Source organism: Paucibacter sp. JuS9, from assembly GCF_044043925.2.
Classification (GTDB): domain Bacteria; phylum Pseudomonadota; class Gammaproteobacteria; order Burkholderiales; family Burkholderiaceae_C; genus JAUASW01.
Genome location: NZ_CP194172.1, coordinates 1,507,741 through 1,523,433 on the forward strand (window position 1 = coordinate 1,507,741; position 15,693 = coordinate 1,523,433).

Annotated in this window: 11 protein-coding genes; 4 read left to right on the forward strand and 7 right to left on the reverse strand. The window is 65.9% G+C overall.

Features of this window, described 5'->3' with window-relative positions:
- Positions 1-16: 16 nt before the first annotated feature.
- From ABT392_RS06695 to ABT392_RS06710, 4 genes are read right to left on the reverse strand one after another with little or no spacing between them, the layout of a single operon-like run.
- Positions 17-1,306 (reverse strand): glycosyltransferase, encoded by a 1,290-nt coding sequence (locus ABT392_RS06695; RefSeq protein WP_395386240.1) that lies wholly within the window; start codon positions 1,304-1,306, stop codon positions 17-19.
- 2 nt (positions 1,307-1,308) lie between these two features.
- Positions 1,309-2,430 carry a GNAT family N-acetyltransferase gene (locus ABT392_RS06700; protein WP_395386239.1) on the reverse strand — a complete coding sequence of 374 codons (1,122 nt, stop codon included), beginning with the start codon at positions 2,428-2,430 and terminating at the stop codon, positions 1,309-1,311.
- Positions 2,427-3,650 carry a DegT/DnrJ/EryC1/StrS family aminotransferase gene (locus ABT392_RS06705; RefSeq protein ID WP_395386238.1) on the reverse strand — a complete coding sequence of 408 codons (1,224 nt, stop codon included), beginning with the start codon at positions 3,648-3,650 and terminating at the stop codon, positions 2,427-2,429. Before ABT392_RS06705 ends, ABT392_RS06700 begins: the two co-directional genes overlap by 4 nt.
- 23 nt (positions 3,651-3,673) lie before the next feature.
- Positions 3,674-3,922: an acyl carrier protein gene (locus tag ABT392_RS06710; RefSeq protein ID WP_395386237.1), complete on the reverse strand. Its 249-nt coding sequence runs from the start codon at positions 3,920-3,922 to the stop codon at positions 3,674-3,676.
- Positions 3,923-4,141: 219 nt separating this feature from the next.
- On the opposite strand from ABT392_RS06710, the gene ABT392_RS06715 reads away from it, so the two are divergent.
- Complete coding sequence (locus ABT392_RS06715) at positions 4,142-5,740, forward strand: acyl-CoA ligase (AMP-forming), exosortase A system-associated (RefSeq protein ID WP_395386236.1); 1,599 nt, start codon at positions 4,142-4,144, stop codon at positions 5,738-5,740.
- A gap of 61 nt (positions 5,741-5,801) precedes the next feature.
- Entirely contained in the window at positions 5,802-7,007 is a 1,206-nt protein-coding gene (locus tag ABT392_RS06720) for a pyridoxal-dependent decarboxylase, exosortase A system-associated (protein ID WP_395386235.1), read from the forward strand.
- A gap of 10 nt (positions 7,008-7,017) precedes the next feature.
- Here ABT392_RS06720 and ABT392_RS06725 read toward each other — a convergent pair whose 3' ends face one another.
- Positions 7,018-9,801 (reverse strand): hypothetical protein, encoded by a 2,784-nt coding sequence (locus tag ABT392_RS06725; RefSeq protein WP_395386234.1) that lies wholly within the window; start codon positions 9,799-9,801, stop codon positions 7,018-7,020.
- 358 nt (positions 9,802-10,159) lie between these two features.
- Positions 10,160-11,038 (reverse strand): UTP--glucose-1-phosphate uridylyltransferase GalU, encoded by an 879-nt coding sequence (gene galU / locus ABT392_RS06730; RefSeq protein ID WP_395386233.1) that lies wholly within the window; start codon positions 11,036-11,038, stop codon positions 10,160-10,162.
- 93 nt (positions 11,039-11,131) lie between these two features.
- Between galU and ABT392_RS06735 the strand changes: the two genes are divergently transcribed.
- A complete protein-coding gene (locus ABT392_RS06735) occupies positions 11,132-12,103 on the forward strand; it encodes an NAD(P)-dependent oxidoreductase (RefSeq protein ID WP_334276996.1) in 972 nt (323 codons plus the stop codon).
- Positions 12,104-12,237: 134 nt separating this feature from the next.
- On the opposite strand, the gene ABT392_RS06740 is transcribed toward ABT392_RS06735, so the two are convergent.
- Complete coding sequence (locus ABT392_RS06740) at positions 12,238-15,084, reverse strand: valine--tRNA ligase (protein ID WP_395386232.1); 2,847 nt, start codon at positions 15,082-15,084, stop codon at positions 12,238-12,240.
- Between the two features lie 171 nt (positions 15,085-15,255).
- On the opposite strand from ABT392_RS06740, the gene ABT392_RS06745 reads away from it, so the two are divergent.
- Positions 15,256-15,693 (forward strand): Spy/CpxP family protein refolding chaperone, encoded by a 438-nt coding sequence (locus ABT392_RS06745; protein WP_395386231.1) that lies wholly within the window; start codon positions 15,256-15,258, stop codon positions 15,691-15,693.

Below are 15,693 nucleotides of genomic sequence, written 5' to 3' on the forward strand. Positions count from 1 at the left end.
TTGAAGTGGTGCTGGCTCAGCGTGCCGTAGCCAGGGGCAGTGCATCAAACAGGCGGGCAAAGGCGGCCACTGAGTTTGCGCGCTCGAAACCGGCCACGCGGTCGGCGTCCAGCACCGCTGCGCGCCCGTCCTCGATGTCCGCCAGAAACTCGCCAAGGGCACTGGCAATCCGCTCTTCGTCGTCCAGCGGGGCCACTGTGCCCACGCCTTCCTTGCGTAGCAGCGCCGCCGTGTCGCCATGCGAATCGGCCAGCGCGAGTATGGGGCGACGGGCCCTGAAGTACTCGTACAGCTTGGCCGGGATGGCGGGATTTGAGGTGTAGCCCTGAAAGATCACCAGACCATCGACCGCAAGCATTTCGCGCAGGGCGGATTCATAGGGCAGTCCGGGCGCGAAGCTGACCACATCGGCCAGCTTGAGCTCGTCCAGCAGGCCGCCGTAGAGGCCCTCGACCCCAGAGGCACGCAGTACCACCTTGACCGGCCGGGCATTGCTGGGCCTCTGGTCCAGCGTGCGACGTAGGGCGCGCAGGAAATGCGAGGGGTCGCGATCCGGGGACGGATAGATGGTGCCGCTGTGCAGCAGGACGATGGCTTGCTCCGCGCCGGCCGCGCCACCGCCGCCGCCTGCCAGGCTAGCCTCGGCGGCCAGGAAGGCGGCTTCGTCGAAGCCGTTGGGAACGACATGCCAGCGCTGGTGGTCGGCGTCCGGATATCGGTCCACGCAGATCTGACTGGCGCTCGGCGTGCAGAACGTCAGGGCCGCGGCATGGGCGGCGGCGCGCCGCTCGATCGCGAGCCTGGCCTTGCGCAGGGCCGGCCAGCCGGGCGTCCACTCACCGGTATGGATGTCCTGCTCAACCATGGGGTCGCGGAAATCGGCCACCCAGGGAACGCCGGACAGGCGATGTAGGGCATAGCCTATCCAGTGCGCGGTGGTGATGGGATAGGTGCTCCAGATGACCTGCGGACGATGGCGGCGAATCATCGCCAGGCCGGCCGGAATTGCGCTCAGTGCCCATGTCTGCCAGCGGTCCGGCAGCGTCGCCCAATGCGGGTAGCGCCCCGCGATGGCGAGGTGGCGCGCCGTATCCAGGGCCAGGGAGCGCCTGACCACGGTCCCGGCAGGAATCTGTGTCATGCGCTCGTCGCTGACGGCAGGGTAGGCCATGGGTGCGGCGCTTAGCACCAGCGGTTCCCAGCCCAGTGTCGGCAAGTGACGGGCCAGCGACAGGGAACGCTCCAGGCCGCTGCTGGCCTTGATGGGCGGGAAGTGGAATGCGACCAGTAAGGCCTTCTTGGACATGGCTAGCCTGCGTCCCTTGCGGGCTCTGGTGGGTTCGGACGCAGTTTGGCCCGCGAGCGGATAGCGAATGCCGTCAGGCGTGCCTTGGGACTGCGGTTGAACAAGCGGTACTCGTGGCAGAGGTAACTGCCGTTGCGGTTCGACCACCGCAGCTTGTGCGGATCGCTGCGACCCATGAAATCGAAGGTGAGCACGCCGCTGTCGCGCAACCTGCCGAAGACCCATTCATTCAGTAGGTAGCTTGGGCTCAGCTTGTCGAAATCGGCGGCATGGCTGTGCTTGAGGCAGCAGAAGACTTGATCGCGTACCGTACCGAAGATGTGGGCAATCGGCTTGCCGTCCTGCCAAAGTGCAGCCGCGTAGAGCAAGCCGGCCTCCAGCGCATGCGGGAACAGCGTGCGGTAGAAGGCTTCCTGGCGCGGCTGCGCCGTGATCGCCGTGCCGGCCTCGTGCTTCCAGGAGTGTCGCTCGACCTGGAGCACCAGGTCCAGCAGCTCGGTGGCCTGGTCAGGCCGCAGGTACTCGCGGAACTCGATGGGCGGGCCGAGCTTGGCGAACTTGTTCCTCGCTGTGCGCAGCATCTGCAGAACGCTCTTGGACACGCCGTCCTTGAATTCCTCGGCCGTTGCGAAAAGCGGGAAAAAGGGCGACTCGCAGTGCTGGGCCTGCTGGACGGCATGGCCGCGCCGGCGTGACTCCTCCAGGGCCACGGTCGTCGCAGGGCAGCGCGATTCGAAGTTCATCCGCATGCTGATCCAACCCGGGAAAGCCTTGTCCACGCCCTTGAGCAAGGCGGCCCAGATGGCCGGATCGGGCTCGCTCATCAGCGGCGCAACCCGCCCGCAGTAGAGGACCGTGGTCAGCGTGACTGTCGGTCCCAGGCGCGATGGCGTTCCGGCATGGACGGGTAGCAGGCCGATCAGGCGGCCGTAGCGCCGCGCCGTGATCACGCAGCCCTGAAGGGCCTCGGGAAAGGCAGTGCGAAGCGCTTCGAACCATTCGTGGGTGCAGGTTGCATCCTGGCCGATGAGAGTGTCCGGGGCCTCGCGGACCAGGACGTTCCAGTCGTCCCGCAAGGCACGAAGATCGGAGTCTTGCGTCAGTACCTCGACGTCGATGCTCATGATTGCGCAACGGCGCTGAGGCTGGCAGCGGGTGCTGCGAGGTCCTCGCAGAGGATGCTGGCGGAGGCCGCGATCTGCTCGGAGCTGAGGTCCTGATGGACGGCGAGGCAGAGACAGTGCTCCGCCAAGTAACGCGCGTCGGCCAGCGTGGCGGCGTCAGCCTGCTCGGCCAGAGCCGAATGCAGGTAGATGCCGAAGGTGTGCAGGGCCACGCCGCGTGACCGCCAGACATGGTCGCGTTCGCTGCGACGCTCCAGCAGCACCGGGAAGACCCAGGGGCAGGCGCCCTCGGGCAGGTTGGGCGCGAGCGGGCGTACCGGGCTTGTGGCCGGCAGCAACGCGGCGTAGGTCTGGTAGTTGGTGCGGCGTCGACGGGCGATGGTGGCCAGGTCCTGCGCGACCAGCATGCGCCGCGTCGACGTCGGCATGCCCGAACGGACCAACTGGGGATCGAAAGGGTAGTGGTCTTCACCGGCGACCTGCCGTGGAACGTCGTTGCTGCCCTCCTGCTGCGATGCCGGCGGCACGCCCTTGATGCCGACACGCCACTGCTCGAGGCTTTGGAAGAGCTGGCGCAGGCGCCGATGTTCGGATGCCTTGATCGCCTCCTCGAAGAGGCGCTTGAAGCGCACAACACGTTCGCGCAGCGGCGCCTGGCCCAGGGCTGGCGAGGCGGTCGCGCCCCTCTCGCGCCAGAGGCCGCCGCCGACGCCGGTCGGCGCGATCTTCCAGAAACTGTAGATGCGGTAGTCGCTGCCGCCGCCGGCGAGTCGCGGCGGATCTCCCTGCATGAAGGAGTGCGACCAGTCCTCGACCAGGGCCACGCCTGCCTGGCGCAGCGCCTGGAAGGGGCCCAGATCGGTCGGCAGGCCGAAATAGTGGATGACCAGCAGGGCAGCAGTGCCGGCCGTCACTTTGGCGAGCAGGTCCGCCTGATCAATCTGCAGATCGCGCCGCACGCGGTAAAAGATCGGCTTCAACCCTGCCTCCAGGGCCGGCGTGACGCAGCTCGGGCAGTGGTAGCCAGGCAGCAGGACCTCGGTCTTGCCGCTGCGCGCGATCTCGCGAAAGGCCGTGTACAGGGCCCCGCGGCCGCTGTAAGTCAGCTCCAGCTGCGGCGCTTCCAGCAGGCGTTGGCTGTCGGCGTTGGGACGCGGGAGGAACAACGCCGACAGTGTCGGGCTCGGGTGCGCTGCAGGATGCAGTTGCGTTGCCGGCATGCTCTACGGCTCCCAGAAGAGCATCAGCCCAGCTTGGCGGCGACGAAGTCGACCAGCGATCCGACCGTGGCAAAGGTGGCGCCGTCGATGTCGTCATCGTCGACAGTGATGCCCAGCTGCTCTTCCAGGCTGGTGATGAGGCTGACAACGGCCATGGAATCGAGCTCGGGAATGGCACCCAGCAGGTGGGTGTTGCGGCCGAAGCTGGCGCTGCGGCCGTCCAGGCTCAGGACTTCGTCGAGGATGCGAAGCACGTGGGTCTCGATTTGCATGGGAACTCTGGGGCGCAAGGCGCAATCTGGCTAGCCGCGCATCTTACGTCCGAGTCCCCGAGGCCTCGGGCCGGACTGCCCCCTAAATTTAGGGCAGTTGCGGCATGCTTCACGGCAGTCGTCGGGCGCGTTTGGGCTGCTGCGCTACATTGGCGGCTGACTGTCCCGGCGCCTGCCCACCATGCGCTGCCTGCAAACCGAAGCACCAAGACACCTCCGATGCACGTTCGTCACGACGCCAGCCATCTGCACCACCTGATCCTGCGCAGTGCCGACCGGACGCCAGCAGCGGCCGCGCTGACCTACCAGGGCACCACGCTGAACTATGGCGACCTGGCGGATCAGGTCGGAGCCATCGCTGCTGCGCTGATGCAGCTTGGCCTGCCGCGCGGCGCTCGGGTGGGCATATACCTGGAGAAGCGCTTCGAGACCGTCGTGGCCAGTTTCGCCGCGCCTTTCGCCGGGATGGTGTTTGTGCCCTTGAACCCGCTGCTCAAGCCCGAGCAGGTCGGCTTCATCCTGCGCGATTGCGACGTGCAGGTGCTGGTGACCTCGCCGGAGCGTCATGCCCTGCTGACCGAGGAACTAGCTGCTTGCCCTACCGTGGAAAAGGTCGTGCTGACTGGCCAGGCCACTTCAGGGGCCGGGGGGCAGGTCTTGCTCGACTGGACCGAGTTGCTGGCCACGCCGGCGTGTGCGGGCCATCGGGTGATCGATACCGACATGGCGGCCATTCTGTACACCTCGGGTTCGACCGGCCGACCCAAAGGTGTGGTGCTGTCGCACCGGAACATGGTGGCCGGCGCCAAGAGCGTGGCCTCCTACCTGGAGAACAGAGCGGACGACACCTTGTTGGCCGCATTGCCGCTGTCTTTCGACGCCGGCTTCAGCCAGCTGACGACCGCCTTCCACACCGGCGCTCGCGTCGTGCTACTGAACTACCTGATGCCGCGCGACGTGCTGAAGGCGCTGGAGCGCGAGAAGGTCACCGGCCTCACGGCAGTACCGCCGCTCTACATCCAGCTGACGCAGTTGGAATGGCCGGCTGCGATCAACGAGCACCTTCGCTACTTCGCGAATACGGGTGGTCGTATGCCCCGCGAGACGCTTGATGCGCTGCGGGCCCGCGTGCCGGCGGCCAAACCCTATTTGATGTATGGCCTGACCGAGGCTTTCCGCTCGACCTACCTGCCTCCCGAGGAGGTGGACCGACGGCCGGATTCAATAGGCAAGGCCATACCGAACGCAGAGATCCTGGTGCTGCGCGAGGACGGTACGCCCTGCGCACCCGAGGAGCCGGGCGAGCTTGTGCACCGCGGTGCGTTGGTGGGCATGGGCTACTGGAATGACGCCGAGAAGACCGCCGAGCGCTACAAGCTGCTTCCCACCGGTGCGCCGGGCCGCCAGGCCGGGCTGCAACTTCCCGAGTACGCCGTCTTCTCCGGTGACACCGTGCGCCAGGATGCCGAGGGCTTCCTGTACTTCATCGGTCGCCGTGACGAGATGATGAAGACCTCAGGCTACCGCGTGAGCCCCACCGAGGTCGAGGAAATCCTCTATGCCACCAAGCTGGTTGGCGAGTGCGTGGCCTTCGGTGTCGACCATCCGACGCTGGGCCAGGCCATCCAGGTCATTGCCACGCCGCCCGCAGGTGCCGCCGCGCTGGATCTGGCGCTCCTTGCCGCCGAATGTCGCAAGCACATGCCGGCCTACATGGTGCCGGCCGGCATCGCCGAACGTGCGGGCCCGCTGCCACGCAACCCCAACGGCAAGATCGATCGCAAGCTACTCTCGACCGAGTGGTTTGCCAACCTCTGATGCACGCCTGATGTCTGATTCCGCACTCCCACTTCGCAAGGCGCCGCCGGTTCACGCGCCCATGTCCCAGTTCCGCATCGAGCAGGGCGAACTTGTCGTTGGCGGACTTCCGCTTACGCGCCTGGCTGCGCGAGTCGGGCAAACGCCCTTCTATGCCTACGACCGCGAGCTCCTGAAACGATGCGTTGCCGAGCTGCGCTTGGCGCTGCCCAAGGCCGTCAAGCTGCATTACGCGATGAAGGCCAACCCGATGCCGGCCGTCGTCGGCGTAATGGCAGGCCTGGTCGATGGCATCGACGTTGCTTCGGCTGGCGAGCTCAAGGTGGCCCTGGATGCAGGTGCCGATGTGGCCGAGGTCAGCTTCGCCGGCCCCGGCAAGCGCGAGGCCGAGCTTCGTCAGGCTGTGGCGGCCGGCGTGCTTCTCAACATCGAATCCTTCCGCGAGGTCGAACTGCTGGCTGGCATTTCCAAGGAGCTGGGTTTGCCGGCTCGCGTGGCCGTGCGCGTCAATCCGGATTTCGAGCTGAAGGGCTCGGGCATGCGCATGGGCGGTGGCCCGAAGCAGTTTGGCGTCGATGCCGAACTGGTGCCGGAACTGCTGGCGCGCATTGGGGTGCTGGGTCTGGCCTTCGAGGGCTTTCACCTGTTCGCAGGTTCGCAGAACCTGAAGGCCGAGGCCATCTGCGAGGCCCAGCAAAAGTCATACGAGCTGGCACTTCGCTTGGCTGCTGATGCACCGGCGCCGGTGCGCTTTCTGAATCTCGGTGGTGGTTTCGGCATTCCTTATTTCCCCGGCGAGGAGCGTCTGGACCTGGCCCCCATTGGTGCCAATCTGGCGCAGTTGCTGGAGCGAGCCGCGACGGAAATGCCCGAGGCGCATCTGGTGATCGAGCTGGGTCGCTACTTCGTCGGCGAAGCCGGCGTGTACGTCACCCGCGTGCTGGACAAGAAGGTGTCGCGCGGCCAGGTCTACCTGGTTACCGACGGCGGCCTCAATCACCATCTCTCGGCTTCAGGCAATTTTGGTCAGGTGGTGCGCAAGAACTACCCGGTCACGATCGGCAACCGTGCCGATGCAGCGCAGCGCGAAGTCGCGTCGGCCGTGGGCCCGCTATGCACGCCGCTGGACCTTCTGGCAGACAAGATGGACCTGCCGGCTGCACGGGAGGGTGACCTGGTCGTGGTGTTCCAGTCGGGTGCCTATGGCGCTAGCGCCAGCCCGCAGGACTTCCTGGGGCATGCAGGCGTGGTCGAAGTGCTGGTCTGAGCGTCTGCCGTCAGGCGATCTTGACCGCCAACAGCGGCTTCAGCGGCGACATGGCGACTATCAGGCAGCCGTAGGCCGGATCAAAGAACATTCCCTTCAGGCTGTTGCACTTGGTCGGTGGCGTGCCAGTCAGCGTCTTCAGCGTGGCCGTGGCCGCCGTCGTGCCGCTGAGCTTGAGGGTCACTACCACCACGGTGGAAATATTCGGATCGGTGCGTATCGAGTCGTTGTTGAACGCACCCTCGGTGATCCACAGCGTGAGATATGCGCCGAGCGGCTCTATCCATTCCACGCCATAGCACTGCAGGCCGGTGGGGATTGTGTAGCCCGACACGGTGATCTTGTTGCGTGCACCGTTCGTCAGGTCGCAGTACTCCACGTCCCAGCCGTTCGCACTGCCACCGCTGCTTCCGCCGACATGGATCGTGGACTTGCTGTCGGCGCTGATCGCCAGCCGAAAGCTCGGGAAGGCGGCGTTGTTGCCCCCTACATGGCTGTGTGTGTTCGTGGCGAAGCTGTACTTCTTCAGGCCCTGCTCGTGTGGCCAGTAGTAGATCGTCGAGCCGTCACGGCTCAGAGCGCGCGGGGTGTTGGACTCTTGTGCCACGCCGCCCAGCGATGGAATGTCGGCATAGAACTTGGGCGTCCGCCAGCCGCCCCCGCGCGGGTAGCCGGCCACGTCGCGCAGTGAGAAGCCGGGGCCCGACAAGCTGATGCCGTCCGCCGAGCTTGCGAGGCCGGCGATGCCGAAGCTGACGAACTCGTCGCGCGCATCGACATACATCGTGTTCCAGTAGGAATGGGGTGAATAGGGCTTGCCGTCGGGAAAGTAGGCCGTGGTCGCGAGCTTGCTGCCGAAAACCCAGGCCCTCCGCATGGCCTCGGGCGTCGGCATGCTGACGACCTCGAGGCTTGGAACCTCCTTGTGCAGGTTCCAGCGAGTGAGCATATTGATGGTCGTGGCCGCGTGGCCGCCGCCGAACATCCAGATTTCGTGGTTTTTGAGGCTGTAGGTCGGCCCCGAGTAGTCCCAGGTCGACAGGTAGCTGCGGGCCGGCCCGGGGTCCAGGTCAGTGATGGCCGGTGCCAGGCGCTGGCCGTCACTGCGCATGGCGTCGATCCAGAGAGTCCCGGGGATCTCGGTCCAACGCCAGGGTGTGGTCGGCAGCCACCCGGGCAGGTAGCGCGAGCGGCCGCCGCGCAGGCTGTCGCTGCGCGGTAGCGGTGGCGTGAAATCACCGGCCCATTCGTAGGCGGCGTCGTTAAGCGCCGGCGAGCCGCTGATAGGCGCACCGGTGTACTCGCCGGTGTTGGCCAGCGTGGCCACCGCCACCTCGGAATTGGCGGGGTAGAGCGCAACGAAGGTGCTGGCTCGAGAAGTGTCCGAAGCCACGAGATTGTTGCGCACGGTGGCCGTCACGGGGATCTGAACGCCGCCGCCGCTGAGCAACTGGGTCGCCACGCCCGTGGGGTAGAGGTTGATCAGCGGCTTGTCGCTGCCGTCCGCCGGGCGTCCGTTGTACTTGCGCAGCGTATTCTGGGCGAGCAGCAGGGAATGGCTGTTCAGCGCGGGGTCGGGGTTGGTGTCCACGCCCAACTGGTACTGGTCTTCGCCGTAGCGCAGGCAATTGCCGTCGTTGTTGTTGCTGAGCGAGCCGTAGTGGTTGATGACGTTTCCGGCGATCACCACCGCGCCCCCATTGGGCGTGTTGATGTTCTGGGCGCAGCCGCCCGTGCCGTCGCTGAAAATCTGCACGTCGAGCATGCAGGCGAGCACCGTGGTCGCCCGGCTGCGTGACTTGATGCAATGACCCATGCCGGCCTGCGGATAGCCTTGGCCCGGGGTTTTTCGGAAGCTGCAACCGAGCACATAGGTCAGTGCATTGCGGCCGGTGTAGATGTCGTGGCGCAGGCCTTGTGGGTCGCTGTTGTCCTCAAACACACTGTAGCGCACGTAGGTGCTGAGGCCGTAATGGGTCTCCTGCGTGTGGATGCCATCGATGCATTGCCAGAACTTGCAGTACTCCACCGTCAGGCTGCAAGCCGGGTAGCTGCCATTGGCTGAGCTCACCGTCGTCCAGATGGCGGCGCCGGTACGGCTCTCGACCTTGGGCGGCCGGGCACCGCGGAAATGCAGGCCGCGCACCGTCAGGTTGCGGCAGGACTGGCCCATGGTCAGCAGCTGAGGCTGACCGCCGCTGAGCATGTTGATCTGCCAGTATCGGCTGTAGTCCAGCACCATAGGCTGGCCCGGCGTCTCCCACTCGATGACTGCGTCGGCGACCAGCACGCCGGTCTGGATGCCGCCCTGATTGGTCACCAGGGTGGTGTTGCCCGGGTCTGTGGTGGCGTACACCACGTAGGTGCCGCCGGTGGCCTTGACCACGTCGCCGCTCTGCCAGCCGCCCTGGTCCTTGACCTGCTGCAGCGTGGCATATCGGCCCACAGTATTGCCGGCGCGTACCAGCCGGAACGGTGTGGCCGAGCCGGGGGTGGCCGCCACGGCCTCGTACGACAGCGGTCCGACCGGGTTGGTAAGCCCGCCGTCATTGTTGAGCGATATGGACTTGGCGCCGGCCGATGCCGGCGCATAGAGAAAGGTCGCCGTGGGGGCGCTGGCGCTCAGGAAGACCGAGCCATAGTCGCCATCCTGACTCAGCGAGGACCAGAACTGCCCACCCGCGCCGTCGCTCGGGGTGACGCGCACCTTGCTGCCGGGTGCTACTGAGCAGGAGACCGTGAACAGGCCGGACAGCGAACGCTCCAGGCCGCTGGTCGGGCCGCTCAGGCTCAACTGACCACTGTTGGGGGGCGGCGCGGGTGCGGGTGTCGGGCTTGGTGCCGGCGTGGGGGTGCTGGGCGTTGGGGCCGGCGTAGGAGTCGGACTCGGGCTGGGAACGGGCGTCGGCGCCGGGCTGGTTGTTCCGCCGCCACAGGCGCTTAGGGTCGCGCCAGGCAGGCTGGCAGCACCAAGCAGGAATTTGCGGCGGTCAATGTCTGTCATTCGGCAGGATCGGTAGTGCAGGGACGTCGCAAAGTCTAGGTGCAGCCTGTGTTGCCGAGCTTACGGGATTCGGCCCGCATCGGCTGTAAGCGATGGAATCGGGCCGGGACCTCGACCACTCTGGTGGTGCCGGGCGGCACCACCGGCTTCAGAGGCTCAGGCCCTTGAGGTATTCCCTGAACCCCGGCCCCAGCTGCGGATGCGCCAGCGCCAGCTCCACATTCGCCTGCAGAAAACCTTCCTTGCTGCCGCAGTCGTAGCGCTTGCCCTCGTAGCGATAAGCGAACACCTTCTCCCGGCGGAGCAGTCCTGCGATGCCGTCGGTCAGCTGGATTTCGCCGCCCACGCCGCGCGGCTGGTTGGCGATTTCATGGAAGACGCCGGGCGTCAGGATGTAGCGGCCGGCCACCCCCAGGCGTGAGGGCGCGTCTTCGGGCGCTGGTTTCTCGACGATGCGGCTCACATCGACCAGCTTGTCATTGACCACCGAGCCGGCCACGATGCCATAGCGGCGCGTGTGTTCCGCGGGCACTTCCTGCACAGCGAGGATGGAGGCTCGCCATTCCGCGTACTGCTCGACCATCTGCTTGAGGATGGGGGTTTCACCGACCATCAGGTCGTCTGCCAGCAGCACAGCGAACGGTTCATTGCCGACCAGGCGCTGTGCGCACAAGACGGCATGGCCCAGGCCCAGCGCCTGGGCCTGGCGCACATAGATGCATTCCATGTCGTCGGGCTTGACGCTGCGCACCACCTCGAGCAACTCGGCCTTACCCGCCTGTTCAAGGGCTACCTCGAGCTCGAAAGTCATGTCAAAGTGGTCTTCGATCGGCCGCTTGTGGCGGCCGGTCACGAAAATCATTTCGCGTACGCCGGCGGCATAGGCCTCTTCAACGGCGTACTGGATCAGCGGCTTGTCGACCACCGGCAGCATTTCCTTGGGCTGGGCCTTTGTGGCCGGCAGGAAGCGCGTGCCCAAGCCTGCAACAGGGAAGATCGCTTTTGTGACCGATGTGCTGAATGCCATGCCCGAAATCTCTCAGATGAATTTGCGAGGGATTGTTGCATGGGGCCCCCATGTCTCCGTAGCAGGACAAGCGGAGCCCGTTGCGTCGTGAGCATGCTGATCGTCGAGCCGCTGGAGGCCGAAGTGATGCAGTGGCTGGCCGAGCGCCATGCCGTTCATTACGCGCCCGACCTGGCCACCGAGCCCCATCATCTGCGCGAGGCCCTGCATCAGGTGCAGGCAGTGGTGCTGCCGCCCTCGGTGGCGGTGGACGCCACGCTCTTGCGCGCCGCGCCGCGCCTGCGTGTGGTGGGTCGCATGAGCGGCGGTGCCGAGAACATCGATGCCGAAGCCTGCCGGGCCGCGCGTGTCGAGGTGGTGCGCAGCCTCACGGCCACGGCCGGCGCCGAGGCCGAGTTCGTCGTCGGCGGCTTGCTGGCCATGTTGCGTCGCGTGCCTGTGCTTTCCAGCGACGGCATGCTGGTCGGCCGCGAGTTGGGTTGCGCCACGGTAGGCCTGATAGGCATCACGCCGGCCGCCAAGCTGCTGGCACAGCTGCTTCCAGCTTTCGGCACCCGCGTGGTCGGCTACGACCCGAGCCTGCACCAGAGCGACCCGATCTGGGCGCAATGGGGCATCGAGCCCGTGCCTTTGCGCGAGCTGATGGAGCTGAGCGACGGCGTGGCTTTGCTGCTGGGCTTCTTCCAGCGCTATCGCGGCCTGCTGGGCGAACGCGTGCTCGGTTTTGCCAAGCCGGGCCAGGTGCTGATCTGCATCGGCCATTCGGCCCTGGTGGACGACGCTGCGCTGGCCCGCGTGCTGCAGGAGGGCCGTGTGCTGGCAACCTGGTTCGACAGCCTCGAGCCCGGCCTGATGGACCCGGGCAAGCCCTTGCATGGCCTGGCCGGCATCCAGGTCACGCCGCGCCTCTCGGGCACGACCAAGGAGTCACGCACGCGCGCGGCCTGGGGCGTGGCCCGCCGCATCGACGAATTGCTCGCCGCCACGCCGGAACCGCCGCCAGAGTTCCGCTCGACCTTCCCGGCCGACCTCCCGGACCCCGCAGACGAGCTGCGGTGGCGGTAAGCCGCTTCAGCGGTTCAGCAACAGAGTCAGTTGCGCGCGCAAGCGCGTGACGGTATTGCTGTAACCCGCTTCAGCGGGCCAGCAACTGATCCAACTGCGCGCGCAAGCGCTTCACGGTATCGCTGTAACCCGCTTCAGCGGGCCAGCAACTGATCCAACTGCGCGCGCAAGCGCTTCACGGTATTGCTGAAATCCGTAACCCGCTGACGCTCCTGCGCCACCACTGCCTCTGGCGCACGCGCCACGAAGCCTTCATTGCCGAGCTTGGCCTCGGCCTTGGCGATCTCGCCTTCCAGGCGGGCGATTTCCTTGCCCAGGCGGGCCTTCTCGGCTTCCACGTCGATCTCGACCTTCAGGGCCAGGCGAGCGTCACCATGCACCAGCACCGGCGACATCGAGCTGGCAGCCTGGAAGGCAGCTTCGTCGTCCATGATCTGCACCTCGGCCAGCTTGGCCAGCGTCTTCAAGATCGCGGCAGCTTCCTTGACGAAGCCGGTGTCACCACCCACGAGCAACGGCACGCGGTCTGAAGGCGAGAGGCCCATTTCGCTGCGCAGGCTGCGGCAGGTGCCGACCATGGACTTCAGGTTCGCCACCCAGGCATCGGCCGCGGGGTCGATGCGCTCCAGCGCGGCGATGGGGTAGGCGGCGGTCACGATGTACTCGCTCACCTTGCGACCCGAACCATCCTGAGTGCCGGGCCCACGGCCCGCCACGGGCGCCACCTTCTGCCACAGCTCCTCAGTGATGAAGGGCGTGATCGGGTGCAGCAGGCGCAGCGTGGTTTCCAGCACGCGGATCAGGGTGCGGCGCGTGGCGCGCTGTTGCGCTTCGTCGCCGCGATCCTTGGCATCTTGGATCTGGACCTTGGCGATTTCCAGGTACCAGTCGCAGTACTCATCCCACACGAACGAGTAGATGGCGCTGGCCACGTTGTCCAGTCGGTACTCGGCAAAGCCTTGCGCCACGGCGGCTTCCACGCGCTGCAGCTCGCCGGCGATCCAGCGGTCTGCCTTGCTGAAGCTCATGTAGCCCGGTGGGCACTGGCCTTGCTCATGCGCCAGGCCGCAGTCCTGGCCTTCGGTGTTCATCAGTACGAAGCGCGTGGCGTTCCAGAGCTTGTTGCAGAAGTTGCGGTAGCCCTCGCAGCGCTTGGAGTCGAAGTTGACGCTGCGACCCAAGGTCGCCATCGAGGCGAAGGTGAAACGCAGCGCATCGGCGCCGTAACCAGGAATGCCTTCCGGGAATTCCTTCTCGGTGGCCTTGCGCACCTTGGGCGCGTTTTCGGGTTTGCGCAGGCCGGTGCTGCGCTTGTCCAGCAGCTCGGGCAGGGCGATGCCGTCGATCAGGTCCACCGGGTCCAGCACATTGCCTTCGGACTTGCTCATCTTCTTGCCCTGTGCATCGAGCACCAGGCCGTGGATGTAGACATGCTTGAAAGGCACCTTGCCGGTGAAGTGCTTGCTCATCATGATCATCCGGGCGACCCAGAAGAAGATGATGTCGTAGCCGGTCACGAGCACGGAGGAGGGCAGGAAGAGGTCCTGCTCGATGGTCTTCTCGGGCCAGCCCAGCGTGGAGAAAGGCACCATGGCGGAAGAGAACCAGGTGTCCAGCACGTCTTCGTCGCGGGTCAGCGTCTTGCCGGGCGCCTTCGCCTGAGCTTCAGCTTCTGTCTTGGCCACGTAGACCTTGCCGTCTTCGTCGTACCAGGCCGGGATCTGGTGGCCCCACCAGAGCTGGCGCGAGATGCACCAGTCCTGGATGTTCTTCATCCACTGGTTGTAGGTGTTGACCCAGTTCTCGGGCACGAACTTCACCTCGCCCGAGTCCACGACCTCGATGGCTTCGTCAGCAATGCTCTTGCCGTTGGCGCCAGCTTTCGTCATCGCCACGAACCACTGGTCCGTCAGCATCGGCTCGATCACCTGGCCGGTGCGGGCGCAGCGCGGCACCATCAGCTTGTGCTTCTTGACCTCGACCAGCAGGCCTTCTTCTTCCAGCTGGGCCACGATCTTCTTGCGGGCCACAAAGCGGTCCAGGCCGCGATAGGCCTCAGGCGCCTCGTCATTGACCTTGGCTTCCAGCGTGAAGATGGTCAGCATCGGCAGCTTGTGGCGCAGGCCGACCTGGTAGTCGTTCTGGTCGTGCGCCGGCGTCACCTTCACGACGCCGGTGCCGAAATCCTTGTCCACGTAGTCGTCGGCGATCACCGGCACCAGGCGGCCGGTGATGGGCAGGCGCACCTGCTTGCCGATCAGGTGGGTGTAGCGCTCGTCTTCCGGGTGCACCATCACGGCGGTGTCGCCCAGCATGGTCTCGGGGCGGGTGGTGGCAACCACCAGCGACTCAGCTCCTTCGGCCATCGGATAGCGGATGTGCCAGAGAGACCCGTCTTCCTCCTCGCTCTCGACCTCGAGGTCGGACACGGCCGACTTCAGGATCGGGTCCCAGCTCACCAGGCGCTTGCCGCGGTAGATCAGGCCTTCTTCGAAGAGCTTGACGAAGGTGTCGGTGACGACGGACGAGAGCTTCTCGTCCATCGTGAAGTACTCATGCTCCCAGGACACCGAGTCGCCCATGCGGCGCATCTGGCGCGTGATGGTGTTGCCGCTCTGCTCCTTCCACTCCCAGACGCGGGCAACAAAGTTCTTGCGGCCGAGCTCATGCCGGTTCTGGCCCTTCTCCTGCAGCTGGCGCTCCACCACGATCTGCGTGGCGATGCCGGCGTGGTCGGTGCCCGGCACCCACAGCGTGTTGTGGCCGAGCATGCGGTGGTAGCGGGTCAACGAGTCCATGATGGTCTGGTTGAACGCATGGCCCATGTGCAGCGTGCCGGTGACGTTGGGCGGCGGCAGCTGGATGCAGAAGGACTCGCGGCTCGTGTCCAGCGATGGCTTGTAGAGGCCCTGGGACTCCCACAGCGGGCCCCAATGGGCTTCCAGGGCGGCGGGTTCGAAGGACTTGGCAAGTTCGGTCATGGCTCGCGGGCGGCCTGAGGGGCCGCCAGATCAATGGCTACGGGGGAGGGGCGATTGTAGAGGGCGCCTCCTGGCTGGATACAAAACGAAACCCAGCGATACGGCAGCGAGATGCCCCGCACGGCGGGGACGGGAATCATTCGCCCCATCCCAGACGCCACGAGAGACACGATGATGAGATTCCTTGCCATGAGCCTGTTCCATCGCAACGGCCGTAACCATGGTCACGCCAACCACCATGGATTCGACCATCGCCACCACGGTCATGCATCCCAAAGCCTTGAGGACCGCGTCGACCAAGTGGCCAGCCACCTGGACCTGACCACGGCCCAGCAGCGGCAACTTGACGAGTTGCTGAGCTTGGCCCAGCGCCAACGTCGCGGGCTGCGCACGGCGCTGTCGCCGGCTGGCGTGCAAGACCTGGTGGCCAGCGAGAACTTCGACCGGGCAGCGGCGCGCGAGATCTTCAACGCCCGGCTGGACGCGCTGAGAGATGCCGGCCCGGCCTTGATCGATGCCGCCGCAGACTTCTTCGACGGCCTGGACTTTGACCAGCAGCAGGCCCTGCGCTTCCTGCTGCGTAGCCGCCTGGGCCGCCGGGCACAATGA

Bases quoted from the DNA above. Each gene is read 5' to 3' on its own strand.
- ABT392_RS06705 (WP_395386238.1), bottom strand. From the start codon at position 3,650: ATGCCGGCAACGCAACTGCATCCTGCAGCGCACCCGAGCCCGACACTG.
- ABT392_RS06740 (WP_395386232.1), bottom strand. From the start codon at position 15,084: ATGACCGAACTTGCCAAGTCCTTCGAACCCGCCGCCCTGGAAGCCCAT.
- ABT392_RS06710 (WP_395386237.1), bottom strand. From the start codon at position 3,922: ATGCAAATCGAGACCCACGTGCTTCGCATCCTCGACGAAGTCCTGAGC.
- ABT392_RS06700 (WP_395386239.1), bottom strand. From the start codon at position 2,430: ATGAGCATCGACGTCGAGGTACTGACGCAAGACTCCGATCTTCGTGCC.
- ABT392_RS06745 (WP_395386231.1), top strand. From the start codon at position 15,256: ATGATGAGATTCCTTGCCATGAGCCTGTTCCATCGCAACGGCCGTAAC.
- ABT392_RS06735 (WP_334276996.1), top strand. From the start codon at position 11,132: ATGCTGATCGTCGAGCCGCTGGAGGCCGAAGTGATGCAGTGGCTGGCC.
- ABT392_RS06695 (WP_395386240.1), bottom strand. From the start codon at position 1,306: ATGTCCAAGAAGGCCTTACTGGTCGCATTCCACTTCCCGCCCATCAAG.
- galU (WP_395386233.1), bottom strand. From the start codon at position 11,038: ATGGCATTCAGCACATCGGTCACAAAAGCGATCTTCCCTGTTGCAGGC.
- ABT392_RS06720 (WP_395386235.1), top strand. From the start codon at position 5,802: ATGTCCCAGTTCCGCATCGAGCAGGGCGAACTTGTCGTTGGCGGACTT.
- ABT392_RS06715 (WP_395386236.1), top strand. From the start codon at position 4,142: ATGCACGTTCGTCACGACGCCAGCCATCTGCACCACCTGATCCTGCGC.